25 protein-coding genes are annotated in these 25,687 nt (G+C 51.6%); 9 read left to right on the forward strand and 16 right to left on the reverse strand.

What is annotated here, in order from left to right; genetic code table 11:
- Window positions 1-10 precede the first annotated feature (10 nt).
- Genes F452_RS0101965 through F452_RS0101990 form a run of 6 tightly spaced genes read right to left on the reverse strand, consistent with a single transcriptional unit; the run spans window position 11 to window position 3,790 of the window.
- Window positions 11-238 (reverse strand): immunity 17 family protein, encoded by a 228-nt coding sequence (locus tag F452_RS0101965; RefSeq protein ID WP_018964585.1) that lies wholly within the window; start codon window positions 236-238, stop codon window positions 11-13.
- A complete protein-coding gene (tsaE, locus tag F452_RS0101970) occupies window positions 238-654 on the reverse strand; it encodes a tRNA (adenosine(37)-N6)-threonylcarbamoyltransferase complex ATPase subunit type 1 TsaE (RefSeq protein ID WP_004584158.1) in 417 nt (138 codons plus the stop codon). Before tsaE ends, F452_RS0101965 begins: the two co-directional genes overlap by 1 nt.
- 11 nt (window positions 655-665) lie before the next feature.
- Window positions 666-2,222, reverse strand: coding sequence for a type IX secretion system response regulator PorX (gene porX / locus F452_RS0101975; RefSeq protein ID WP_018964586.1), 1,557 nt, complete (start codon window positions 2,220-2,222; stop codon window positions 666-668).
- Between the two features lie 48 nt (window positions 2,223-2,270).
- On the reverse strand, window positions 2,271-2,693 hold the full coding sequence (locus F452_RS0101980) for a hypothetical protein (protein ID WP_018964587.1): 423 nt from the start codon (window positions 2,691-2,693) through the stop codon (window positions 2,271-2,273).
- 58 nt (window positions 2,694-2,751) lie between these two features.
- Complete coding sequence (locus F452_RS0101985) at window positions 2,752-3,141, reverse strand: hypothetical protein (protein WP_026292110.1); 390 nt, start codon at window positions 3,139-3,141, stop codon at window positions 2,752-2,754.
- Between the two features lie 7 nt (window positions 3,142-3,148).
- Window positions 3,149-3,790, reverse strand: a complete 642-nt coding sequence (locus F452_RS0101990) for an HU family DNA-binding protein (protein ID WP_018964589.1) — start codon at window positions 3,788-3,790, stop codon at window positions 3,149-3,151.
- Between the two features lie 475 nt (window positions 3,791-4,265).
- Here F452_RS0101990 and holB point away from each other — a divergent pair, with 475 nt between their 5' ends.
- Both holB and F452_RS0102000 read left to right on the forward strand, forming a co-directional pair.
- Window positions 4,266-5,411: a DNA polymerase III subunit delta' gene (gene holB, locus F452_RS0101995; protein ID WP_018964590.1), complete on the forward strand. Its 1,146-nt coding sequence runs from the start codon at window positions 4,266-4,268 to the stop codon at window positions 5,409-5,411.
- Between the two features lie 243 nt (window positions 5,412-5,654).
- Window positions 5,655-7,814, forward strand: coding sequence for an elongation factor G (locus F452_RS0102000; protein WP_026292111.1), 2,160 nt, complete (start codon window positions 5,655-5,657; stop codon window positions 7,812-7,814).
- A gap of 189 nt (window positions 7,815-8,003) precedes the next feature.
- On the opposite strand, the gene F452_RS0102005 is transcribed toward F452_RS0102000, so the two are convergent.
- The 8 genes from F452_RS0102005 to F452_RS0102045 all read right to left on the reverse strand — a co-directional run bounded on the left by F452_RS0102005 (window position 8,004) and on the right by F452_RS0102045 (window position 19,047).
- A complete protein-coding gene (locus F452_RS0102005) occupies window positions 8,004-9,908 on the reverse strand; it encodes a YgiQ family radical SAM protein (RefSeq protein ID WP_018964592.1) in 1,905 nt (634 codons plus the stop codon).
- Complete coding sequence (gene ispE, locus F452_RS0102010) at window positions 9,887-10,711, reverse strand: 4-(cytidine 5'-diphospho)-2-C-methyl-D-erythritol kinase (protein WP_018964593.1); 825 nt, start codon at window positions 10,709-10,711, stop codon at window positions 9,887-9,889. Before ispE ends, F452_RS0102005 begins: the two co-directional genes overlap by 22 nt.
- Before the next feature lie 28 nt (window positions 10,712-10,739).
- Window positions 10,740-12,041 (reverse strand): NCS2 family permease, encoded by a 1,302-nt coding sequence (locus F452_RS0102015; RefSeq protein ID WP_018964594.1) that lies wholly within the window; start codon window positions 12,039-12,041, stop codon window positions 10,740-10,742.
- 20 nt (window positions 12,042-12,061) lie between these two features.
- Entirely contained in the window at window positions 12,062-12,784 is a 723-nt protein-coding gene (locus F452_RS0102020; RefSeq protein ID WP_018964595.1) for a nucleoside-specific channel-forming Tsx family protein, read from the reverse strand.
- A 114-nt stretch (window positions 12,785-12,898) separates the two neighbouring features.
- Window positions 12,899-15,631, reverse strand: coding sequence for a calcium-translocating P-type ATPase, PMCA-type (locus tag F452_RS0102025; protein WP_018964596.1), 2,733 nt, complete (start codon window positions 15,629-15,631; stop codon window positions 12,899-12,901).
- Between the two features lie 650 nt (window positions 15,632-16,281).
- Window positions 16,282-17,610, reverse strand: a complete 1,329-nt coding sequence (locus F452_RS0102035) for an ABC transporter permease (protein WP_026292112.1) — start codon at window positions 17,608-17,610, stop codon at window positions 16,282-16,284.
- 4 nt (window positions 17,611-17,614) lie between these two features.
- Window positions 17,615-18,571, reverse strand: coding sequence for an ABC transporter ATP-binding protein (locus tag F452_RS0102040; protein ID WP_018964599.1), 957 nt, complete (start codon window positions 18,569-18,571; stop codon window positions 17,615-17,617).
- Window positions 18,572-18,573: 2 nt separating this feature from the next.
- Entirely contained in the window at window positions 18,574-19,047 is a 474-nt protein-coding gene (locus F452_RS0102045; protein ID WP_018964600.1) for a type I restriction enzyme HsdR N-terminal domain-containing protein, read from the reverse strand.
- A 68-nt stretch (window positions 19,048-19,115) separates the two neighbouring features.
- On the opposite strand from F452_RS0102045, the gene F452_RS0102050 reads away from it, so the two are divergent.
- Both F452_RS0102050 and holA read left to right on the forward strand, forming a co-directional pair.
- Entirely contained in the window at window positions 19,116-19,892 is a 777-nt protein-coding gene (locus tag F452_RS0102050; RefSeq protein ID WP_018964601.1) for an AMP nucleosidase, read from the forward strand.
- Window positions 19,893-19,911: 19 nt separating this feature from the next.
- A complete protein-coding gene (holA, locus tag F452_RS0102055; protein WP_018964602.1) occupies window positions 19,912-20,919 on the forward strand; it encodes a DNA polymerase III subunit delta in 1,008 nt (335 codons plus the stop codon).
- A 273-nt stretch (window positions 20,920-21,192) separates the two neighbouring features.
- Here holA and F452_RS11850 read toward each other — a convergent pair whose 3' ends face one another.
- Entirely contained in the window at window positions 21,193-21,564 is a 372-nt protein-coding gene (locus F452_RS11850) for a hypothetical protein (RefSeq protein ID WP_039428502.1), read from the reverse strand.
- Complete coding sequence (locus F452_RS12565) at window positions 21,494-21,655, reverse strand: hypothetical protein (protein ID WP_235317486.1); 162 nt, start codon at window positions 21,653-21,655, stop codon at window positions 21,494-21,496. Before F452_RS12565 ends, F452_RS11850 begins: the two co-directional genes overlap by 71 nt.
- A gap of 1 nt (window position 21,656) precedes the next feature.
- Between F452_RS12565 and F452_RS12570 the strand changes: the two genes are divergently transcribed.
- The 5 genes from F452_RS12570 to purE all read left to right on the forward strand — a co-directional run bounded on the left by F452_RS12570 (window position 21,657) and on the right by purE (window position 25,615).
- The gene (locus F452_RS12570; RefSeq protein WP_235317484.1) at window positions 21,657-21,779 is read left to right on the forward strand and encodes a DUF1661 domain-containing protein; all 123 of its coding nucleotides are present in this window, start codon (window positions 21,657-21,659) and stop codon (window positions 21,777-21,779) included.
- A 200-nt stretch (window positions 21,780-21,979) separates the two neighbouring features.
- Window positions 21,980-24,229 carry a TonB-dependent receptor gene (locus F452_RS0102065; protein WP_018964604.1) on the forward strand — a complete coding sequence of 750 codons (2,250 nt, stop codon included), beginning with the start codon at window positions 21,980-21,982 and terminating at the stop codon, window positions 24,227-24,229.
- A gap of 39 nt (window positions 24,230-24,268) precedes the next feature.
- Window positions 24,269-24,676, forward strand: a complete 408-nt coding sequence (locus tag F452_RS10645; RefSeq protein ID WP_018964605.1) for a heavy-metal-associated domain-containing protein — start codon at window positions 24,269-24,271, stop codon at window positions 24,674-24,676.
- 51 nt (window positions 24,677-24,727) lie between these two features.
- Entirely contained in the window at window positions 24,728-25,108 is a 381-nt protein-coding gene (gene gcvH / locus F452_RS0102075) for a glycine cleavage system protein GcvH (protein ID WP_004584176.1), read from the forward strand.
- Complete coding sequence (gene purE, locus F452_RS0102080; RefSeq protein ID WP_018964606.1) at window positions 25,109-25,615, forward strand: 5-(carboxyamino)imidazole ribonucleotide mutase; 507 nt, start codon at window positions 25,109-25,111, stop codon at window positions 25,613-25,615. It begins immediately after the preceding gene.
- Window positions 25,616-25,687: the final 72 nt, after the last annotated feature.

Genomic DNA, 25,687 nt, shown 5'->3' on the forward strand with positions numbered 1-25,687 from the left:
AAGATACTTTTCAGAGCTTGATCAGTCCGAAAGCCGCGGCACTCAGCAGAGCCACTCCTATTATAATATAGAAGATACGTGCGCCTCGCTTGCCGAAGGCATTGATCCATATGCGTGCTCCTCTGCTGCTCAGTAGCCAATCCGGACAAAGCAGTGCAGTCAGCAGCGAAACCAGGCCGACTAAGGCAAAGAGGATGAGATAGAAGTCCCGAATGACGAACGACATCGGAGCAGGCATTAGAATGTAAGCCTGCGCTTGCCGTCTTCCAGCTCTTCGATTCGGACATGAACCGTATCGTTCGGCAGTATCGGCTCCAGAAGCTCCGGCCATTCGATGAAGCAGAGACTACCGCTATCGAAATAGTCTTCTACACCCAGATTCAGGGCGTCTTCTATCTTGTTGAGCCGGTAGCAGTCGAAGTGATAGATCAGTTCGCCCGTCTGATCCGAGCGGTACTCGTTGATAATCGAAAAGGTGGGGCTATTGATAACGTCCGATACGCCCAGCTCCTCGCATACGGCTTTGATGAAAGTGGTCTTGCCCGTACCCATCGGGGCGTAAAAGGCAAAAACGGTATTGTCGCCCATCAGGGCAATGAAGTCGCGTGCTGCGCGGCCGAGGTCGGACGTACTGTCGATAGTGATCGTATTCATGTATGAAGTATTTACTTGGGTTGCATCGTGATTACGGGTACAAGCATCTCTTCGAGCGATATGCCTCCGTGCTGGAACGTATTGCGATAGTATTGTACGTAGTAGTTGTAGTTATTCGGGTAGGCGAAGAAATCATCCTCTTTCGTGAAGATGAATTTGTCCGAGAGGTTGTTATGGGGCAGCCCTACACTTGCAGGATCTTTGATCTCGAATACTTCTTTCGGGTTGTAATCGAGGTTCTTGCCTATTTTGTATCTGAGGTTGGTATTGGTACTTCTGTCTCCGACCACTTTGACGGGATTCTTCACCTGAATAGTTCCATGATCGGTGGTCAATACCACTTTATAACCCATTTCGGCAATGCTGCGGAAAAGGTTGTAGGTGGTCGAATGCTTGAACCAGCTCTTCGTCAGCGAGCGATAGGCCGCTTCGTTGGATGCCAGCTCTCGGATCATCTTGCTGTCCGTACGGGCATGGGACATCATGTCCACGAAGTTCAGGACTATCACATTGAGCTGATTCTGCGACAGTGACCGGATTTGTCCCAGCAGCCGTTCGCCGAATTTGGTCTCATATACCTTATTGTAGGAGAAGCTGTAGTGCTTGCGGTAGCGTTCGATCAGCGTCCGGATCATAGGTTCTTCGTTCAGGTTCTTACCCTCTTCGCTCTCTTCGTCCACCCAGAGGTCGGGAAACATCTTTTCTATCTGCAACGGCATCAGGCCGGAGAAGATGGCATTGCGTGCATATTGGGTCGCTGTCGGCAGGATGGACAGGTACATATCTTCTTCGAAGGTGTAAAACTCGCTGAGCATGGATTTCACGCTTTCCCACTGATCCTGCCGAAAGTTGTCTATGAGGATGAAGAATACCTTTTCGCCATTGTCGAGTAGGGGGAATACCTTCTGTTTGAAAAGATCCGGACTCATCGTTGGACGTGTATCCGGCTTGGCGATCCATTCCCGATAGTTCTGTGTGACGAATCGGGCAAAGAGACGGTTGGCTTCCTGTTTCTGCATTTCGAGGAGTTCGCCCATCTGCCTGTCGGCTTGTTCCAGCTCTATCTCCCAGAATACGATCCGGCGGTACAGTTCTTTCCATTCTTCGAAGGAGAGCTTGCCGCTCATCTGCGCGCCAAGCTGAACGAACTCTTGCCGGTAGTTCATGTTCGTGGTTTCGCTGATGATACTGTGCTGCTGCAGGTTTTTCTTCAGCGACAGGAGGAGCTGATTCGGATTCACCGGTTTGATGAGGTAGTCCGCTATCTTGCCCCCGATGGCTTGTGTCATGATATGCTCCTCTTCGCTTTTCGTTATCATGACGACGGGTGTGTAGGGTTTCAGTTCTTTGATCTTCTGCAAAGCATCCAGTCCGCCGATGCCGGGCATATTCTCATCGAGAAATACGATGTCGAAGTCGTTATTTTGCAAGGCTTCTATGGCATCGTTGCCACTAAGTACGGGTGTTACCTGATACCCTTTCTGTTCGAGAAATAGAATGTGCGGTTTGAGCAGGTCGATCTCATCATCGGCCCATAGTACGGTATACGGTCTCATGTTTTTCTCCATAATTATGTTCTTCTCTATTTAGTATAGGGTATAACGGAAGTGGCAGGTTTAATGTTGCTTGAAGTTAGAAATAAACTTTTCGTATTCCTCTTCAATAAGTTCAAGAGTGATATTAGGTTGGTCGATTTTTCTTATAAAGGGGATTTCTGCAAGGATTAGTACTATTCCTGAAGAGTTTCTTCGAAGAAATGTGTCATATATTTCTTTTCGTGTCACAGATTTCTTTTCTATTACTATTCTTAAAGCTTCTTTGATCGTTTGGGATTTAATCCGGTTTACTTTATTATTTATGGTAATTCTTTTTACTTCATCTTGATTGACCTCAATTATTTTATTTGTTCCTTGCGTATTTGTTAGTGTTTTGCCTTTCAAGTTCAAAATACATTTGTTGTAGATAGTATCTACGCTGTCAATCGATACTACTTTTTCTTCATCGTTTTTTGCGCCTTTGTTGCTGTTCTGGGGTCTCATTTTTTAGATACTCTTTAATTTTTAGTTTGCTAATAATTCTTTTAGAGTTGTACATTCTCTAATCGTGAAAGTAGTCGTACAGCTCTTCGTAGTAGTCTTCGTAGTCATTGAGGGGTTCGCGCTCATCGTCTTGATCCGCTTTTTTCTCGCCTTCATCCGGTGTGGGAGAGGGGGTGTCGGAGAGTCGGCCTGTGTCGCGATAGATGATCATGCGATTGTCGTAGTCGTAATTCAGTATGTCCGTTACAGGGCGATCGGGATCGTAGTTGAGCCAATACTGCTCTTTCGCCGCTTTCGCTCCGCTGTCCGGTTCTTTGTCGGCACTGCACAAGCGAAAGAGGAGGACGCAGTTGAGGAGGACGACGATTGCTCCCCAGACCATTCGCTTGCGACTCGGTCTCCTTTCTCCCGGTGGCTGCCTCCGCCCTTGCTGCTTTCGCCGGTTCATTGTTTGCCTAATCTATCGATTCATTGTTTTGCGATGTGGGTTCAGGCAGGACGTATACCTTGTGCGAGCAGAGTCCGCGTGTCGCCAATTTACCTTCTTGTACCCAGCGGTTCAGTTCCCTTGTAGCACTGTGTTTGAGCAGGCCGGATAGTGTGCTGTACTCGGCTATCCGAATGTATCCTCTGTGGCGGATGTGCCCTGCCGCCAAGCGATAGCGTTCTTCCTCCTCCGCTTTGGGGCGGGATTGGCCGAAGCTCGGACCGCGCTTCACACTCATGCTGCGCATTCGTCGTTTGGCTTGCGGTGTGGAGCGGAAATTGATGTCCACGGCTTGGACGGAACCGGATCGGATTTCCTTTTTGTCACTTACACCGCGGGACTTTACTTTGGCCGAGAACGTGCCGATATTGCCCAGCCGGAAGCTATAACCCGAAGCCAAATATTCGAATATCAACTCCTCCATGGCTGTCATCAGCCCCATGATGTCACCGGTGCTGAAGGACGACCTATCCGAGATGTCCCGACAAAGGTCCTCGGTGGTGCACTGCTGTCGGATGATAGCTTGGGCAAAAAGCCGTTCATCCGCCTCTTCGGATTCATTTTGGTCGGGACGTCGTGGCATCTTGCGGAAATTATACAGGATCGACATAAGCGAGATAGGGTAGGGTTGTTCCGTTTTCGATACAGACTTGTCAGCATCTGTCTGTCCTCAGCTCACCGGAGCAGTGCCTATTTTGCACTGACCTAAGAGTGAAACATAAGAAAAACAGAGCTTTGAGTCCTATTGATCAAGATACAAAGATAATACTTATTGCCGGAATCTATATGGCAATTCTTTAGAATCTCACGGGAAGTTTTGTAGAATCACAAATGTGTTTCTTGTAACTCTCTTTTGTTATTCCGACAAAAAGCAGGCAGGTAATACCATATTGCTTCGTGAAGAAAAGATTGATTCGAACTGCTTTTTTGCTTGGCGACAGCCCGGATAGCCACAAGTATTCGGCGAGAACGGACGGACTGCGCACCGAGTCAGCCTTTATGGATCGAAAAAACTGCGTAGGGAAACTCCCTTGTCTCCCCTTCTGCGTATATTTGCAGGGCAATCAGCACACAGTCATCGCCCCATGTATTTTCGCGACGTTGCCGGACTTGAAGACCTGAAAACCTATCTGAGGCGAACGGCTCAGACGGGGCAGATAGCCCATGCCCAGCTCTTCGCCGGAGAAGAGGGCGGAGGGGCTTTCCCTCTGGCTCTGGCCTACGCACGCTATCTCAACTGTCAGACGCCGACCGATACGGATGCTTGTGGCCATTGCCCATCGTGTCTGAAATACGATGCACTGGCACACCCCGACCTGTTTTTTGTCTATCCTGTCGTAAATGCCTCCTCTTCGCCTACACCGAGCGATGACTACATCCGTCAGTGGCGCGAGATGCTCGGATCGGAAACGTATTTTACCCCTGCCGACTGGCTCGAATACATCAAGGCCGGCAACAGCCAACCTATCATCTACAGCAAGGAAGCCGAAGCCGTGGAGCAGAAACTCAGCTTCCGCATCTATGAAGCTGCGTATCGTGTAGTGATGATTTGGCAACCGGAGCGGATGAACGAAGCCATGGCAAACAAACTGCTGAAGCTGATAGAGGAGCCACCCGAGCATACGCTTTTCTTTATGATCAGCAGCGAGGCGGACAAGGTGTTGGGTACGATCAGGAGCCGTACGCAGCTGATCAATGTGCGCCTGCTGCACGAAATCGAAATAGTGGAGGCCCTGTCTCGTAACAATAAGGGAAATACGGCCGACATCATCCGCATAGCACATTTGGCAGAGGGCAACTATCGGCGAGCCATGAATCTCTATCGGGGCGAATGGGCGGATCGCGACAACTTTGTGCTTATGGGGCGAATGATGGGCAGTATCATCAAGGGAGATCCCTCCAAGATGCGTCCCGTGGCAGATGAGTTAGCCGCTCTCGGACGCGTCAGCCAAATCGGATTCCTTACTTATTGTTTGCGACTCTTTCGTGAGCTGTATATAAGCAGAGTAGGCGTTGCAAAGCTGAACTATCTCTCTCCCGAGGAGGAGTCCTTCGCCAATATGCTCAGCGGAGGCATTACGGGACAGAATATCCGACCGGTGATGGAGGAGGTGGAACTGGCTATCCGCCATATTCGTCAGAACGGAAGCGGTCGGATGATTTTTTTCGATCTCTTCCTCCGCCTTACAGCCGCTCTCACTCCTGCCCTTCGTGCCAAAGGCCTCAAATAAGCAACCCTGCCTTCCCTTCATCCTACGGCTTGTGCACAGATGGGGTACGCCCTGATCGTATCTCCTTTTCAGTGTATTTTTGTCGCTTTTTCACATCCGCTCGAGGCTCTTATTGCTTTTTTCGGATATTATTTCTACATTGCGGGCAAAGATGATTGGCACCGCTTCCTGAGGTCTGTACAGCCTCTCGAAGCGGCGATTCTAATCCGGATTGTTAAAAACACTAATAACAACGACTTCACCATGAAAGTGTACAAGACAAATGAGGTGAAAAACATCTCCATTTTGGGTAGCTCCGGCGCCGGAAAAACCACCCTTGCAGAAGCGATGCTCTTCGAGGGTGGAGTGATAAAACGTAGAGGAAGCATAGATGCAGGCAATACGGTCTGCGACTATTTTCCCGTAGAGAAGGAGTATGGATATTCTGTATTCTCTACGGTTTTCTCTGTAGAGTGGCAGGATAAAAAGCTGAATTTCATCGACTGCCCGGGAGCGGACGACTTTATCGGCGGTACCGTCTCGGCTCTGAACGTCACGGACTGTGCCCTCGTAGTCGTGAATGCGCAGTATGGCGTGGAAGTAGGGCTTATCAATCAATTCCGTTATGTGGAGCAGTTGCACAAGCCCGCCATCTTCATCATCAACCAGTTGGATCAGGACAAGGCCGACTTCGACTCTGCTGTATCACAGCTTCGGGAGCGATATGGCTCCAAAATCGTGCCCGTACAGTATCCCGTAAATGCGGGAGCAGGGTTCAATGCCGTGGTCGATGTGCTGAAGATGAAAATGTATCGCTGGAAACCTGAAGGAGGTGTGCCCGAGGTGCTGGAGATTCCGGCCGAGGAGCAAGACAAAGCGAAAGAAATGCACCAGGCTCTGGTAGAGGCTGCGGCCGAAAACGATGAAAGCCTGATGGAAAAATTCTTCGATCAGGGAAGTCTCTCTGAAGAGGAGATGCGCGATGGTATCCGTGCCGGTCTGATCTTGCAGGGTATGTACCCTGTGTTCTGCGTCAGTGCGGAGAAGGATATGTGCGTGCGCCGTACGCTGGAGTTCCTCGGCAACGTGGTTCCCGGTGTAAACAAGCTGCCGGCTCCTGTGGCAGTGAGCGGAGAGGAAGTGAAGCCCGATGCTTCGGCTCCCCTTTGCGTCCATTTCTTCAAGACAACGATAGAACCGCATATTGGTGAAGTATCATATTTCAAAGTAATGAGCGGTACCCTCACCGAGGGAGTAGACCTGCTCAATGCTGACCGAGGCTCCAAGGAGCGCATCAGTCAGATATTCGTGCCGGCCGGACAGCAACGCATCAAGGTGGATCAGATGTGTGCCGGCGATATAGGAGCTACCGTGAAGCTCAAAGAGGTACGCCGTGGCAATACGCTAAACGAAAAGGGCGTGGAGCATCGTTTCGATCTGGTCAAATTCCCCGAACCCAAGTACCGTCGTGCCATCAAGGCTGCCAACGAATCCGATACGGAAAAGATGAATGCAGCTCTGAATGAGATGCGCGAAGAGGATCCGACATGGATCGTGGAGCAGAGCAAAGAGCTGCGTCAGACCATCGTCAGCGGACAGGGGGAATTCCACCTGCGTACGCTCAAATGGAGATTGGAACACAACGAAAAGATCGAGATAGAATATATAGAGCCTCGTATCCCCTATCGCGAGACCATTACGAAGGCTGCTCGTGCGGACTATCGTCACAAAAAGCAGTCGGGCGGTGCCGGCCAGTTCGGCGAGGTACACCTGATCGTGGAGCCGTACAGCGACGACAAACCGCTGCCTGAATCGTTCAAATTCGGCGGACAGGAATTCCGCATCACTCCGCGCGACACGCAGGTAGTGGAATTGGAATGGGGCGGTAAGCTTGTCTTCGTCAATAGCGTAGTGGGTGGTGCCATCGATACACGCTTCATGCCTGCCATCCTGAAAGGTATCATGTCGCGCATGGAGCAGGGCCCGCTGACCGGTTCGTATGCCCGCGACGTTCGCGTAGTGGTCTACGATGGTAAGATGCACCCGGTGGACAGCAACGAAGTATCGTTTATGCTGGCCGGTCGGAATGCTTTCAGCACGGCTTTCAAAGAAGCCGGCCCGAAGATTCTGGAGCCTGTCTATGATGTAGAAGTATCGGTTCCTGCCGATTATCTGGGTGATGTCATGAGCGATATGCAGGGACGTCGTGCCATCATCATGGGTATGAACAGCCGCAAGGGGTATGAGCAGCTTTTGGCGAAAGTGCCTCTGAAAGAGCTTTCCAACTATTCCACTTCGCTCAGCTCCATCACCGGCGGACGTGCATCCTTCACGATGAAGTTTGCCTCCTATGAATTGGTTCCTGCCGATGTACAGGAGCGTCTGCTGAAAGAATACGAAGAGCAGACCAAGGACGAAGCATAGTCTCTGCACTTCGATCTATTACCAACTAAATCAAAGAGGCTGCGCCGACCATTGGCACAGCCTCTTTCTCATGCAGTTTTTCTCCGACTGGATATTTGAGGATTGCTTTCGTTTCGTCTCTGCCTTTTACCACTCAAAAGCTCTTCGCCTTTCGTCAAGATTTTCCGGCTTTAGGAGCAATCTTTTTCGTTAAGAATGGCGTTTTTTGCTTTTGCCTTTGCGAGACTGCGCGGATGGAGATGTATGGCGATCGTTGCGAGAGGGAGTAGGGCGGTCGAATAGCTTGGCAATGAGATCCGGTCGTCCGATTCGGTGTAGCTCGCGACGGATCTTGTCGGCTTCTTCCCGTTTGTACCAAAAGAAAAACATGTGCTGGCGCATCTTTTCTTCTTTCTTGATGGCTGTATATACGGGCTGGAGCGTATAGGGATGGTAGCCGGTGTAGTACATTTCCGTCGCTAAGGTCATAGGTGTAGGAGTGAAGTCCTGTATCTGCTCCAGCTTGAAGTCGAGCTTTTTTGTCAGTATCGCCAGTTCGGCCATATCCTCTTCGGTGCAACCCGGGTGGCTGGATATAAAATAGGGGATGAGTTGCTGACGCAGCCCGTGCGCTTCGTTGATATGTTGGAAACGTTTGGTGAATTCGGCAAACTGCCGGAAAGGGGGCTTGCGCATCAGGTTGAGGACGCGATCCGAGCTGTGTTCGGGAGCTACTTTCAGGCGTCCCGATACATGCTTTACGATGAGGTCTTCCGTATATTCGTCCGCAGCTTTCTTCAGAGCCTTGTCTTTATAATCATGAAGGAGGAGATCCATTCTTACACCACTGCCGATAAAGCTCTTCTTGATCTTGGGATTCTTATCGATCCTTCTCAATAAATCCAGTAGAGGACGGTGATCGGCATTCAGATTGGGGCATACATCCGGATGAATGCAGCTCGGCTTTTTGCAGCGTTTGCAGATCGAGAGGTCATAGCCCTGCATCTTGTACATATTGGCCGAAGGGCCTCCGACATCGCTCAGATACCCCTTGAAATCCTCCATTTCAGTGATCTCTTTCACTTCGCGGAGTACGGATGCTTCGCTGCGCGAGGCTATAAATTTTCCTTGATGGGCCGAAATGGTACAGAAAGCACAACCACCGAAACAGCCACGATGAACATTGACCGAGTGCTTGATCATCTCATAGGCCGAAATAATCTTCCCCTTATAACGGGGATGAGGCAGGCGCGTGTAGGGTAGGTCGAATGACTGATCTATTTGTGCCGTACTCATGGGAGGGAAAGGGGGATTGACCACGATGGTAGAACCTCCGACGGCCTGAAGTATGCGGTCTGCTTCGTAGCGATTGCTCTGTATCTCTATCTCCCGGAAGTTTTGTGCCTGCTTGCGTTTGTCCGACAAACATTCTTCATGGGAGAAGAGGTGCCGATCGTTTTCGCAGGGCGCAGGTGTCTTTCCTTTCGGGACAAGATAGGCTATCTGCCGAATGTTCTTCAAACTATCGAACGGTTCGCCGGCTATCAATCGCTGTGCTATCTCGTGCAAAGGAAGTTCTCCCATGCCGTAGATCAGGAGGTCGGCTCCTGATTGGTAGAGTATACCGGGGAGCAATTTGTCCTGCCAATAGTCGTAATGCGTCAGCCGGCGGAGGGAAGCCTCGATCCCTCCGACAATGACCGGTACATCCGGAAATAGCTCTTTCAGGATGCGAGTGTAAACGATGGTCGGGTAGTCGGGGCGCATATCCGAACGTCTGTCCGGTGTGTAAGCGTCTTCGCTGCGGAGACGGCGATTGGCTGTGTATTTATTCACCATCGAATCCATCGCTCCGGCCGAAACTCCGAAAAACAAGCGAGGACGCCCCAGTTTGCGGAAGTCCCGGAGATCGTCGCGCCAGTTCGGTTGGGGAACGATAGCCACACGAAGGCCTTCGGCTTCTAAAATCCTTCCGACTACGGCAGCACCGAAGGACGGGTGATCCACATAGGCATCTCCGCTAAAGAGAATGACATCTGCTTCATCCCATCCTCTGGCCTCCATTTCTTTTTTGGAGGTGGGCAACCAATCTGTCAGGGTATGATGCTTTGCCATTGGAAGCAGTCGGTGATAGCAGCCTTATCGAGCTGAGGCTTTTCCCGGAAAAGACCGAACAGTGCTGATCCGGAACCGGACATAGCAGCATACAAAGCCCCCGATCGATAGAGCATTTCTTTTAGTTCGGCAAGTCGAGGATGTGCAGGGAAAAGGCTTTCTTCGAAATCATTCACCAATTTTCCTCTCCATTCCTCTACGGGCATGTGAACAATCTCATCCGGCATTGTCTCTCGTTTACCTACATGCTTGAGCCCTTTGTATGCAGCTGCTGTGCTGATATGGATGGGTGGTTTTACTATAGCGATATGGAGACCGGACAGAGAGAAACCGGGCAGTGGCGTAAAGACTTGGCCGAGGTCAGTGGCCAATACCGGTCGATTTCCTATGAAAAAAGGACAATCGGCACCGATCGTCAGTGCTATTGCCGCCAATTCTTCGTCATCGATCGGCAGAGAGAAATAGTCCCTCACGAGCTTGAGCATGAAAGACGCATCCGAAGAGCCTCCTCCCAAGCCCGCTCCTGATGGAATGTGCTTGATAAGCTCGATAGTCAGTGGGGGAAAATCGAATTTTTGGCGAAGAGCCATGACCGCTTTCATGACCAAATTGTCCTCCGCTACGGCGTCGATAGGAACGCCATGGACGGAAAGACAGTCGCAAGTATCCTCTCGCGCTTCGATCTCTAAGGCATCGATCAGCGGGATCGGATAGAAGACTGTCTCGATATTGTGGTACCCGTCCGCTCGCTTGGCTACAACCTGCAAGCCGAGGTTGATTTTGGCATTGGGAAAAACGATCATGGCTCGACTATTTGAAATCGATTATTCGTCATGCAAAGGCATAGCGCAGGATGAAAAGAACAGTCAGGATGTAAAGTGGGAGGGATATGCTACGGTATTGTCCGGACAAGAGTTTGACAAAGACGAATGCCAGCATTCCCAAGGCCATTCCTTCAGCGATAGAGTAGGTGAGTACCATTGTCAGCAGCGTGATGAAGACAGGGAAAGTCTCGGACAGGTCGGACAAGTCGATCATCGAAATGGATCCGAGCATAAATACTCCTACCATCACAAGAGCACCGGTCGTCGCTGCACCCGGGACAAGGAGAAACAGGGGCGACAGAAAAAGTGCCAACAGGAAAAGGCTACCCGTAACTAATGCCGTCAAACCCGTCCGCCCTCCTTCGGCAATGCCCGATCCGCTCTCCACATAGGTAGTTACCGTGGAGGTGCCTAATATGGCACCGAGGCTTGTACCGATGGCATCGGCCATCATGGCCTGCTTGATATTCTTGACATTGCCTTTTTCGTCCATCATTTCGGTCTTGGCAGCTGCTCCGATCAGTGTGCCAATCGTATTGAAAATATCCATGAATACGAGAGCGAATATCGTCATAGCCATATCGAACGAAAGGAGAGGGGCGAAATCCATTTGCAGGAAAGTGGGGCTCAGGCTCTGCGGAGAGGAGATAGGGGCAAATCCTTCGGGAATGGCCGTCACTCCCAACGGAATACCGACGATCGTACAAATGGCGATACTGTAGAACAAAGCTCCTCGCACCTTACGAACGACCAGAGCTGCGCTGAGGATGATACCGAGGATGGCCAGCAGGAATATCGGAGTGAAAGCTCCGAGAGCGACCAGTGTAGCCGGGTGGGCTACGATAATGCCAGCGTTCTTCAGTCCGATGAAAGCGATAAACATGCCAATACCGGCGGAGATGGCATAGCGCAGATTATAGGGAATACAATTGACGATCTTCTCGCGTATATTGAATGCCGTCAGCAGGATGAAGACGATCCCCTCCACAAAGACGGCGGCCAGTGCAGTCTGCCAAGAATAGCCCATGCCTTGAACCAAAGTGAAAGCGAAGAACGCGTTGATCCCCATGCTCGGAGCTTGAGCGAAGGGCAGCTTGGCCAAGAACGCAATCAGCAGCGTAGCCACAGCCGAAGAAAGTGCCGTGGCTGTGAATACGGCACCTTTGTCCATCCCGGCTGCGGCAAGAATATCGGGGTTCACTGCCAAGATGTAGCTCATGGTCAGGAAAGTGGTCACCCCTGCAATAAACTCCGTTCGGACGGAGTGTTTCTCGGGATTGAACCCGAGAATGGATTGCCATGTTTTCATCTTTTACTGAAGTGTTCCGTTCAGTTGAAAGTCCATTTCACGGCAAGGGTAGGGATGCAGGTGAATTTGTCCATGCGAGCGAAATTCCTGCTGATTTCCATCTCTGTTCCTATGCTGAGGTTGAAATCCTTGTCGATGCCTTTGATGCGATTGAGGTTGAGCCAGAACTGCGGTTCGGACAGGAATACGAACTTATCTCCTTCTTTGAGGACAGGGCCTCCGATCAGTTCCCTTTGGGGGAAGCCCCAGAGATCGAGGAAGCCGTTGAAGGTAAGCAGACCATCCAGAAAGTGCATATACCAAGTGCCGGTGATCTGATAGGTATGGAAGTCGTGCGCACCCAGATGCTTGTACATGGGTGTGATCGTAAATCCACGTGTAAAGGAGGGATTGTTGTAAGTGTAGGTGGCACCGATCAGTGCATCGTGTCCGAAAGTAAAGCTTGAGGAGAGGCCTCCGTTATACTCCAAATGAATGGAGACGGGAGCTTGCCAAAACTTCAGTTCGCGCGAAATCTCCCAATAGGCCGACTGGATACCCTTGCCCGTGTAATCCATGTCGATGAAGAAGAAGGTGCTTCCCCATTTGTCGGGTGTGAAGTTTTCCACTGTGGTAGTCAGTTTAGGACGTCCATCCAGTTCGTCGTAGATGGAATGACCGAAATCGTAGTGCAACTGTACGTTTTGCGCGTTGGCACACAGGCCGAGGAGCAAGGCAGCTCCGGAAAGAATAGCTTTTTTCATTATTAGTGGATTATGAATGAGATGATTTGCAAAAGTAGGCAATATGCCCAAACGAAAAGACGGGTTGAGCCACTCCGGGAAAAGACTTCCCGGAGAGAAGAAGATGGTGTCGGATCATCGGCGGAATAAGAATTGGTCCAATTCGCGAAACCAGAGGATCAGACTCGTCGCGAGGATGATGAGAATCCAGTCCATCGGAGCAAGGGGCACTACGCGGAACATGCCTCCGCCAAAAGTCGTGATGATGATTTGTCCTATAAGAATCAGCAGGGCGATGAGAACGAAGTTGCGACATTTCCACAGTCGGTGCAGGGCACTCCGTCCTGTCATAAATGCTTTGGCGTTGAACATATTCCAGAACTGGAGGAAAACGAATATGGAGAAGAATGCACTCAGCTCGAAGTCGGAAAGGGCATTCTCCACAGACCGGAAGTCGAAGAGGGCAGCAGCCCACGCACCGAGATGGAAGTCCGGCATGCTATTGAGTTCGGCATGTTTGAAGTATTGGATCAGGCTGAATAGCAGCAGGACGAATCCTCCGCCAAGTCCGAATATTCGTCGAGCCATTGGCGGGTTGATAATGGCATCATCCTGCCGGCGGGGTTGCTCCTTCATCACCCCCTTGTCGGGAGGGAGCGAAGCCAAGGCCAAGGCGGCGAAAGTATCCATGATGAGATTGACCCACAGCATTTGCGTCACGGTAAGGGGCGACTCCGTGCCCAGAAATGCACCGATCAGAACGATGATACAGGCCACTACGTTGATGGTCATCTGAAAGAGGATGAAACGGCGGATATTCCGGTAGAGCGATCGTCCCCACATAACGGCCTTGGCGATGCTGCTGAAGGAATTGTCCAGAATGGTAATGTCGCTTGCCTCTTTGGCTACGGCAGTGCCATCGCCCATCGAGAGACCCACCTGTGCGCGGTTGAGTGCAGGAGCATCGTTCGTACCGTCGCCCGTCACGGCCACCACTTCGCCGGCTTCCTGTAGCAGGCGTACGAGCCTCTCCTTATCCATCGGACGGGCGCGGGACATGACGCGCAGTTCGCCTATCCGGGGGCGTAGTTCCTCGTCGGTGAGGGCTGCGAAATCCGAACCGGTGATCATATTCCGCTCCGTACAGCTTTCGTCCCACAGTCCTATTTGGCGACCGATCTCCCGGGCGGTACCCGGTGTGTCGCCCGTTACTATTTTCACCTGAATGCCGGCCTTCATACAGTCGCTGATCGCTTCGGGAACGTCGGAGCGAATGGGATCGGCTATGCCGACTATACCCATGAAGCAGAGGTCATGCACGTGGAGACGCCCATTGGCAAATACCTGCTCCTCGTCGGAGGACAGCTCCTTGTATGCAAATCCGATCGTACGCATCGCCTTGCTCTGATATTCGGCGAGTTTTCGGGCATAGGAGTCGGCTTTTTCTCCATCGGGCAAGGAGCAGAAGCCGAGCACGATCTCCGGTGCGCCTTTGACCCAGAGCACGGGCTTGCCGAGGGAAGCCGATCGGACTACCGTGGCCATGTATTTGCGTTCGGTAGAGAAGGTCAGTTGCAGGAGCACGGGGCAGGCCTCGCGAACGGTCAGATAGTTTATTCCCTTCTCTCGGAGCCATAGTAGCAAGGCTCCTTCGGTGGGGTTGCCGAGGGGACGTATCGCCTTTTCGTCCGAGCAGTCCAGATAGGCTGTGGAGTTGGCGGCCATGGCTTCGGCCAAGAGCGAAGAGTCGGCCTCATGCTCCGGATCGAAGTATGTGTCTGCCACGGTCATGCGGTTCTGCGTCAGGGTTCCCGTCTTGTCCGTGCAGATGACGGTAGCAGCCCCCATGGTCTCGCAGGCATGCATCTTTCGTACCAGATTGTTGGTCTTCATCATACTGCGCATGCTGTAGGCCAGACTCAGCGTCACGCTCATGGGCAATCCTTCGGGAACGGCTACGACGATGACCGTGACGGCTATCATGATCTTATTGAGGAAGAAGGAGAGGGCATGCGCCCAGTCGAAGGGGCTGAATCCGCCGTTGGCAGCGTACATGACGATGCTGCCGATGAGCACCAAGGCTGCTATGCTGTAGCTGACCTTCGTGATCAGGCCGGCCAAATGGTCGAGCTGTCTGTTCAGAGGCGTCTGTACGCTGTCGTCCAGTTGGGCACCCTCGAACACCCGTCCGTATTCTGTGGAGTCGCCCACCTTTTCCACCCTGAAAGTGCAGTGGCCGTCCAGAATGGTCGTGCCTCGGCAGATGTAATCGGAGGGGTAGGTGGCTTCCGTGTCGAAGTCCTGCCGGTCGGTGGTTTTGTTTACGACGGGTTCGCCCGTCAGGCTGGATTCGTCGATCTGTAGGGAGATGGCTTCGATGAGTTGCCCATCGGCCGGGATTTGCTCTCCCGTTTCCAGAACGACCAGATCGCCTACGACGATTTCTTTTTTGAGCACCTGACAGATCATGCCGTTGCGATATACCTTATATAATATGTCTTCATTGACCTGATTCAGGATCTCGAACTCTTTTTCGGATTTCATCTCGAAGAAAAAGGCAACTCCCGTGGCCAATACGACGGCGAGCAACACCCCTGCCGGCTCCAAAAAGACGGAGACGCCCTCTCCGCCCGTGAAGTAGTGGTAACAAGCCACGGCAAACGAAAGCACCATGGCCACGAGCAGGATGATGATGATGGGATCTTTGAACTTCTCGAAAAACTTGCTCCAGAGCGATTCGCGCTCGGGGGGAGTCAGTTCGTTCGTGCCGTGGGTGGCTCGGCTGTGTAAGACTTCGGCATCGGACAGTCCCTGATGCGAGGAGGAAGAGAGGGTGGCCTTGTGGGTTTCCTCGGTGGGCATATTCATAGGTGTTGTGTAAAAAGTTTTTCTTGACTCGTATGACGCGAAACGCAGAGTGCGATAATCGGAGACAAATGTACTTTTTCTTTAGCACGATTGCTTGCGTTTGCGGACGATGGCCGAGCGGAACCGTAGGATCAGGAACCGACCTCCGGGAGCTTTCATTCGGATTTTCACTCCCGATCGCAAATGAAAATGGTTGTTTGTCGAGTGGGGAAAGGGCTGTTCGGCGGGAAATCTGCATCTCGTCACCGGAAAACCCCGCCGCAACTTGCGGGAAGCCTTTTTGGCACGACAATGTCGTCCCGCAAGTTGCGGCAAGCTTTTTTGGTGCAACGATGTCGCCCCGCAAGTTGCGGCAAGCTATTTCGGTGCGAATTTGTCATCCCGCAACTTGCGGGGGCGAATTTCGTGTCCGAAATGCAGATTGTCCGGCGGGAATTCTACATTTTCGCCCCAAGATGCAGATTCCCCACCGAACAATGGCATTTCCGCGGCCGAAACCATCGTTCGTATCTCTCCTTTTTGCGCCTTTGGCCGGATTTATACAAGAACAAACCCCAAACGACCTTTCGGGCGGCCGTTTGGGGTTCGATGTTTATACTCGGTTCTCTGTTACAGGAGGAATCCCTTTCCCCCTTCCTGTCGGCAGAGCCTTATTTGTAGTTTATCCAGCGGATGATCTCTTTGATCGATGGCTTCTTGCCGTACATGAGCACGCCCACGCGGTAGATCTTTGCTCCGATCCACGTCATCAATACGAAGCATCCGTACAGCAGGCCGATGCTTAGCAACTCCTGCCACAGCGGAACGTCATAGGGCAACCGCACCATCATCACAAGGGGGGAGGTGAAGGGGATCAGCGAACACCAGAATGCGAGCGATCCTTCGGGATTGTTCATACTGCCGTAGGCGGCATAGAAACCGAACATCAGGAGGATCATCACGGGCATCATGAACTGGCTGGTGTCTTCGTCGTTCGATACCATCGAGCCGATGACGGCGAAGATGGAGGAGTAGAGCAGGTAGCCACCAATGAAGAAGATGAGGAACATGACGAACAGCTCTCCGAAGTTGATGCCGCCGATGATGTTCATCACTTCCTTCATCTCGGCAAAGTCCTCTGCGTTCATGGATGAAGCCATACCCGTTATGTCGGAAGCCTGCATCTGACTCAATGCCTCAGGGCTGTACAGATTGCCGAGGAAGGCGAATTGTGCTACCGTCAGCAGCAGTGCCGTGAGCACTCCCCAGCAGATGAGCTGCGTGAGGCCTACGAGGCCTATGCCGATGATTTTGCCCATCATCAGGTCGAACGGCCGAGTAGAGGACACCATCACTTCCATGATCCGGTTCTTCTTCTCTTCCAGCACGCCGGCCTGCACCATAGCCGCCAAAGTCATGATCAGGAAGAAGATGACGAACATCATCATCATGCTGATGCCCGAAGCCAATTCGCCCGATGTGCGTTCGTTGGTGCCGTCTTCGCCCCATTTATAGGTGTGCACCGATAGCTCTATCTTGCTGTCGGCGAGGATCTGTTTGATGTTGGGGATGTTGTAGGATGCTATCTTTTTGTCGGAGAGATAGTCGGACAGGATCCCTGAGATATGATTGCTTACGGATGCCGGCAGTTGCTTGTAGCCGTATATGGCCACGGCGTTGGGATCCTCGAGCAAATCCTGACGGATTTCGAGGACGGCGTCGATGCCCGATTCGTCGGCTCCCATTTTCCTGTATTCCTCGGCAGTCTTCTCGGCATGGATGAATCGGAATTCGTCGTTGTCCTTGAATAGCTGCTCGTATTCACCCGTGCGGTCGGCAATGGCGATGGTCTTCATGTCGCCTCCGAGCTGTGCCAATACGATCGGCAAAGACACCATCCCCACGAACAGGATGGGCATCAGGATCGTCATCACGAGGAAGGATTTCTTCCGGACGCGAATCATGTATTCGCGTTGTATGATAGTGCTAATGTTGTTCATAATGTCAGTGTGTATCGGTTTCTTGTTGTGCTTGGATCGGATTCTCTTCCTCTATGCCGTGGCCTACGGTCTTAATGAATATGTCGTGCATGCTCGGGATCTCTTCGTAGAAGGACACGAGCCGTACCGACTCGGGCAGGTCGCGCACGAGATCGCGGTTGTGCGCCGAGGTTTCCTTGCGCACTCTCAGCTCCGTCATGGAACCCGGCAGCTCCGTCTTCTCCAGTATCTGGATTCGGCCGAGGTAGTCTGCCGGCAGCTCACCTTCGACTACCATGCGGATGATGCCGAGGCTGTTCTCCCTGCGCACCTCGCGCACGGCTCCGTGGAGCACTACGCGCGATTTGTTGATCAGCGCGAAGTCGTCGCATACTTCTTCCACCGACTGCATATTGTGCGTCGAGAAGATGACCGTACGCTCCTTGCCGGCCAGCTCCAGTATCTCACGCTTCAGCAGGTCGGCATTGACGGGGTCGAATCCGCTGAACGGTTCGTCGAATATGAGTAGTTCCGGTTCGTGAATGACGGTGCACACGAACTGCACTTTCTGCTGCATCCCCTTGGACAGCTCTTCCACTTTTTTGTTCCACCAGGGCATGATGTCGAACTTCTCGAACCAGTCGGTGAGTCGCTTGCGCGCTTCGTGCTTGTTCACTCCTTTGAGTTGCGCCAGATAGATGGCCTGCTCGCCCACTTTCATCTTGGGGTACAGCCCTCGCTCTTCGGGCAGATAGCCGATGCGGCGAACGTCCTCCGCCTGCATGGGACGGCCGTCGAAGATCACTTCGCCCTCGTCGGGAGCGGTGATGCGGTTGATGATACGTATCAGACTGGTCTTGCCGGCACCGTTAGGACCGAGCAGACCGAATACGCGCCCCTTCCGGACGCTTATGCTCACATCGTCCAGCGCAGTATGGGCTGCATACCGCTTGCGAATATGATTGGCTTCTAAAAATGGCATAATTATTGGTTTGATTGAATGATAGTTGTCAGTTCTTCGTAAGAAGGAATTTCGGGCAGGAATACGTAGCCGCTCTGTTCGTAATCCACCAGACAGGCTGCATGCTGCAATCCGTTGCTCAGCAGCAAGAGCGGTACGCGGAAGATGAAGTTGTAACAGAGGATTTGATCCATCGTCTTCTGAGTCAGCGACACCATCGGAGCCTTGTATTCGCAGAGAACGATCGGCCGCAGATTCGTATCGTAGATGACCGTATCGCAGCGTTTCCTCCGCCGGTCTATTCGTAGCTGTGCTTCGTTGCGGATCAGATCGGCCGGGTATCCCAGCACATCGGTCAGATAGTGGACGAAGTGCTGGCGCACCCACTCCTCCGGCGTCAGAGCCACATAGCGACGCCGAATACTGTCGAAAATGAGCATGGACTCATCTTCTTGGCGAATACGATGTTCGTAAGGGGGGAGGTTTAGCTGAATCATCCTATCTTTGTTTCGCTCGGGAATCTTAGAATTTTCGGAACGAGCGTTACAAATATAGGTCTGTTTTTATGAAAACGAAGCAAGAGATAGTTGAGAACTGGTTGCCGCGATATACGCAGAGGCAGCTCGCCGATTTCGAACCGTACATCCTGCTGACGAACTTTTCGCACTATCTGCATGTCTTCGCCGAGCACTACGGGGTACCTATCGTCGGAGAACATACCTCCATGCCGAATGCTTCGGCCGAAGGTGTCACCCTCATCAACTTCGGCATGGGCAGTGCCAATGCGGCTACCATCATGGACTTGCTCTGGGCTATACACCCCAAGGCTGTGATTTTTCTCGGCAAATGCGGAGGCCTGAAACTGGAAAATGCTTTGGGCGATTACCTCCTGCCCATAGCCGCCATACGCGGCGAGGGTACGTCCAACGACTATTTGCCCGAGGAGGTGCCCTCTCTGCCATCCTTTTCCGTACTGCGAGCCATTTCGTCAGCCATTCAGAACAAAGGCAAGGACTACTGGACAGGTACGGTCTATACCACGAACCGGCGGGTGTGGGAGCACGATGAGAAGTTCAAGGACTATCTGCGCAGTACGCATGCAAGCGGCGTGGATATGGAGACGGCTACGCTCATGACCGTAGGATTTGCCAACAAGATTCCGATGGGAGCCTTGCTTCTGATTTCCGACAGACCTATGTTTCCCGAAGGTGTCAAGACGGAAGAGAGCGATCGGCTCGTGACGGACAACTTCGCCGAAGAGCATCTGATGCTCGGTATCGATGCTCTCGAAATCATTCGGGAGAACAAATCTTCCATCAAGCATATTCGCTTCAACTGGTAACACTTCCCCCTTCCTCTCCATGGCCTCCTATTCCGATATTGTCGATTCCGTACGCAAGCGTCACTTCTCGCCCCTCTATCTGCTGGCCGGCGAAGAACCCTTCTATATAGACGAGCTGACCACTCTGCTGGAGACACACGTGGTGCCGGCTGATGAGTGGGACTTCAACAGGGTTATCCTCTATGGCGACAAAACTTCCGTAGCCGATATAGCGAACGAAGCGCGCCGTTTCCCGATGATGGGACAGAGGCAGTTGATCGTCGTCCGGGAGGCGCAGTTAGTGGACAATATCGACTCCCTCGAAGCGCATTATGGCACCTTCCCCGATACTACGGTTCTGGTCATCGCCTATAAGAAGAAACCGGATAAGCGAAAGGCTTTCTACTCCAAGGCTGAAAAGGTGGGCCAAGTATTCGTCTCCGAGACCATACCGGACTATAAGATGCCGGACTTCATCCTGTCGGCTGCTGCCGGCAAGAAGCTGACCGTATCGCCCGAAGTGGCACATATGCTGGCCGATTACCTCGGCAATGATCTGGAGAAGCTGATGAATGAGTTGGACAAGCTCGTTCTCATAACACAAGACAGTAGGGGAGTGGTCACGCCCGAGATCGTGGAGCAGCATATCGGAGTGAGCAAATCCTTCAACAACTTCGAACTGCTTCGTGCCATAGTCAATCGCGAAACGGGCAAAGCCTTTCGTATCGCCCACTACTTTGCCCGGAATGAAAAGGAACACCCCATACAGGCCACTCTGCCCGTACTCTTCAACTATTTCAGCAACCTGATGATCGCTTGCTACCTGCCACAGAAAAATCCCGATGCCGTCATGAAAGCATTGTCGATACGCAATTTCCAAGTGCGCGACTATATGACAGGGCTGAAGATGTATTCGACGAGGAAGGTTTTCGACATTATACACGAGATTCGGATGACAGATGCTCGCAGCAAGGGGGTGGATACGACCGCCACGTTTGCCGGTAGCGGCGATTTGCTTCGGGAGCTACTCCATTTCATCTTCCATTGATCCTGCGGTCGGGGATTAAGACCTTTTTCCTTTTGCCAATATCCTACCGATACGAATCCGGAAAACAGTAACAGACGTATTGCACATTAGTTTTATATATTTGTAGGGATTAAATGATTTTCCGGCAGTTATGCGTATGCTGCACATGAGATCAGGCCGAAGAATTGTAGCATCTTTCTTATCCATGCTTATAGTTCTTTTCGGGGCGGGCTTCGAAACGATAGAAGCCTGCTGCAGGTCTTTTTGTCAAGTGCCGACCATATATTTGTCCGATCAGGGATGCATGGAGCATACGGAGTCCGAATCCGCATCGGATTGCTGCCGGACGGCATGTGAATGCTGCGATTCCCATGCTGATAAGTCCGAGTCCGAGGGCGGCTGCACTCCCACGATCGTCCACCACTGTTTAGACCGATACACACCGGCTGTGCGGCATAGTCTCCCACCGGTATTCGTGGCCACATATTCTATTTCAGCCTTGTGCTCCTTTCTCCCTGTTCCGATCGAAGCAACCTCTGCTCCGTTGCTATCAGGCTGTTCGCCACCGCTTCCGGCCAAAGACGGGCGTGCTACGTTAGGGAACTCCTGCATTCTTATTATTTGATTTCCATCCGGCTCTTTCGGCTGCCGGACAGATCTTGTCATACCCCTTTTGCATTCCTGATGACCGATCCGTTTGCGCACCGGAATTTTCCTGTTTGGTACTCCCAAAAACGTGGCGCGAAAACTTTTTGATTGTGGCGCGAGAAGCAAAAAAATTACGCGCCGCAACGAAAAAATTCCGGCTCCACTTCTTTCAGGAAACTCAGACCGCAATCACAGAATTTTTGGGACGTATTGCCAAGGTCACGACAGGCTGATCGATCGCACGCTGCTATACGGTTGCGCCCGCACTACCATATCCGATTGCTGCCGAACACCGTAGCTGTTGAATCAAATTTCAGCCCTTTCGAAAAAACGTCTAAAACAGGTCAAACGCGACATACAGTTTTTCTAACACCGAGACTACCATATTATCATTGCAATTATGTAAGTGGTCTCCCAAACGAAATCAATCTCAATGAACAAAAAGTATATCAGAAGATTCTTTTTCTTCCTTCCTCTTTTGCTCCTCTTTGCTATCGGAGTAGGAGCACAGGAGAATTCCAAACTCACCGGACGAGTAGTGGACGATATGAACGAACCCGTCACATTTGCCTCTGTCTTTTGGTTAGGAACGGATACACATACTGCCACGGGGGACGATGGCGGATTTTCCATTCATCGCTCCAAGCTCTCCAACCGTCTGGTCGTGAGCTGTGTCGGCTTCGTGCCGGATACTTTGGACATTGCTCCCGAAGCAAAAGAGGTGGCAGTGATGCTCCGATCCATAGTCATGGATGACGTCAAAGTATTGGGCTATCGGAAAGGACGATCCAGACCCCGACTCAGCATAGAGAACAAAGAACAGATCAATGCCGGCGAACTGATCCGTGCGGCCTGCTGCAATTTGGGGGAAAGTTTTACCACCAATCCGTCCGTGGATGTCTCCACAACGGATGCAGCCACCGGCACGAAACAAATCAGACTTCTCGGACTGAGTGGCAAATACGTACAGATGCAGACGGAGAACTATCCCAACTTTCGAGGTATATCCGCACCTTTCTCTTTGGGTTATATACCGGGTACATGGATAGAAAGCATACAGGTGTCCAAAGGTGCAGCCTCGGTGAAGAACGGGTTTGAGTCCATGACCGGCCAGATCAACGTGGAGTACAAGAAACCGAACACGGATCGCTACTTCGAGGGTAATGCCTATCTGGATCAGGGATTGCGAGGTGAGCTGAACCTCTTGGCGAACTCTCATATAGGAGATCGTTGGAGTACGGCTCTTCTTGCCCATGTGGAAGACCGCTCCCTGGCTCACGATGGCAATGGTGATTCGTTCATCGACATGCCGAAGCAGCGGCAGTACAACTTCATGAACCGATGGACTTACAAGTCCGATCGGCTTATCATCCAAAGCGGACTCCTCTATTTGTACGAGAATCGACGCTCAGGCCAGTACGGACACCATGCCGATGCCCTCTCCTATCCCTATCGGATAGGGATCAAGACGCACCGAGGAGAAGCATTCGGCAAGGTGGCTTATATATTGGAGCGGGAGCATGGTACCAACGTTGCTCTGATCATGAATGCCTCAGGGCAACAGTTGGACGCAAACTATGGTCTGAAGATACTCGATGTAAGGCAGGACAATCTGTATGCCTCGCTCCTGTTCGAAACGCAATTCGATCCTCGACACACCTTTTCATCGGGGCTGAGCTGGCAATACGATCGTTATCGCCTTTCTTCCCAAACGGAGCAGCTTCCGAACATGGTACCGACCCAAGACAAGCATTTCGAATCCGTCCCCGGTGCTTATGTGCAGTACACCTATACACCCGTCGATAAACTGGTGCTGATGGGTGGTGTCAGAGCCGATTACAGCAGTATGCATGGCCTTTTCGTGACACCGCGCTTCCATATCCGTTACAGTCCCGTGTCGGCTGTTTCCATACGTTTGTCCGCAGGCAAAGGCTATCGCACTCATGGCATCCTCACGGAGAACAACCACCTCCTCGCTTCAGGAAGGAAGATGGTCATTCACCCCGAAACCGACAATCTGCAGGAGGAGTCGTGGAATTACGGTCTCAGTGCCGGATTCGATATTCCAATCTCCGATGGCAAGAAATTGGAGCTGAATGCCGAATACTACTATACGGATTTCGACAAGCGTGTAGTCATAGATATGGACAGGCATCCCCACGAACTCCATTTTTATCCGCTCTCCGGACGCTCTTTCTCCCATACATTTCAGTTCGACGCTTCATACACACTGTTGCGTGGATTGGATCTGATGGCTGCTTTCAGATACACGGATGTGCGGAATACCATCGGGGACAAATTGGTTACGGAGCCGCTTACCTCACGTTACAAAGGACTGCTTACTGCATCCTACAAGACTCCTCTGCGACTTTGGCAGGGCGATGTCACTCTTTCCCTCAACGGAGACGGACGCATGCCCGATCCGTACACTCTTGCCGATGGGACGCTTTCTTGGGACAAAACTTTCCCATCCTACCCGATGCTCAGCGCACAGATCACACGATTCTTTCCCCGATGGTCGATATATCTCGGTGGTGAGAATCTGACCGACTACCGCCAACCCAACCCTATTATCAGTGCCCACAATCCATGGAGCAAAGAGTTTGACTCTACCATGATATGGGGGCCGACCGAGGGGGTCATGGTATATATGGGTATTCGGTTCGATCTCTTTGATGACTAATCTCGGACTATCAGTATTCACACATAAAATTCAATCAGTATGAGACACTTTGTTTTCACTCTCCTGCTTTTCCTTGCATATGCAGGAGCGGCATTGGCCAAAGACGTAGTCAGCGTTTACGTATCTCCCACACCTCGCATGCACTGCGAATCGTGCGAAAAGAAAATCCGCAAAGCCCTACAATTCGAAAAGGGAATGAAAGACATCCGATTCGACATCGAGAAGAATGTCATCCTGTTGGTATTCGATCAAGACAAAACCTCCCTCGAAAAATTGGCTGCCAAACTCGAAAAGATCGGTTACAAAATCGAGGTTGTGGAAGAAGCCGAGGCTTCCGATACGAAAACTTCTCTACATCCGACCGAGGCTTTGAGAGCTTCGCTTTTTCTCGAACCAAAAGTTGCAAAAACTACGAACCGCAGTTCGCTGTACGAACGTAAACTTTGACTAACTTTGCAAAAGCATTTTTTCAAAACATAATCAACAAGAAAATTAGAAATGAAAACTCCTGCAGAACTGAAGTATTCTAAGGATCATGAGTGGGCTCGCCAAGAAGGCGACGTTGTCTTCATCGGTATCACCGACTATGCTCAGGGCGAATTGGGCGAAATCGTCTATGTGGACGTTACTACCGAAGGCGAAACGCTCGAGGCTGATGAGGTTTTCGGATCGATCGAAGCTGTGAAGACTGTTTCCGACCTGATGATGCCTATCGCCGGCGAGGTATTGGAAGTGAACCCTGATCTGGAAGAGCAACCCGAACTCGTAAACAGCGATCCCTACGGTGCCGGTTGGATTATCAAGGTCAAGGCTGCCAATGCTGCCGACTTCGATAACCTTCTGAGTGCTGCCGAATACGAAAAGCTGATAGCTCAATAAATGCAGCCTTTGGTAAGCATCATCATGGGCAGTACTTCCGATCTGCCCATTATGGAGAAAGCCGCCAAAATGCTCGATGAAATGCAGATTCCATTCGAGATGTTGGCACTTTCGGCCCATCGCACTCCGGCTGAAGTAGAGGCTTTCGCTCACGGAGCCAAGGCTCGCGGTATCAAGGTAATTATCGCTGCTGCCGGCATGGCTGCTCATTTGTGTGGCGTGATTGCTTCCATGACGTCTATTCCGGTAATAGGTGTGCCCATCAATGCCACTCTCGATGGAATGGATGCTCTGTTGGCTATCGTTCAGATGCCTCCGGGCATCCCCGTTGCTACAGTGGGAATCAATGCCGCTCAGAATGCAGCTCTTCTGGCCGTCCAGATGATGGCTACCGGCGATGAAGCTCTCTATGCCCGACTGGAGGCCTATAAGGAGTCGCTCAAAGAAAAAGTCGTAAAGGCCAATCGCGAGCTGGCAGAGGTGAAGTATAACTTCAAAACGAATTAAAGCCCTGTCCTGCCCCGTCGGTCTTCGACACAAAAAAGAGATCGGCAGTCTATAGCCGTGGCTTATTTATGA

Origin of the sequence: Porphyromonas gulae DSM 15663 (genome assembly GCF_000378065.1) — a bacterium.
In the GTDB taxonomy this organism is placed as follows: Bacteria; Bacteroidota; Bacteroidia; order Bacteroidales; family Porphyromonadaceae; genus Porphyromonas; species Porphyromonas gulae.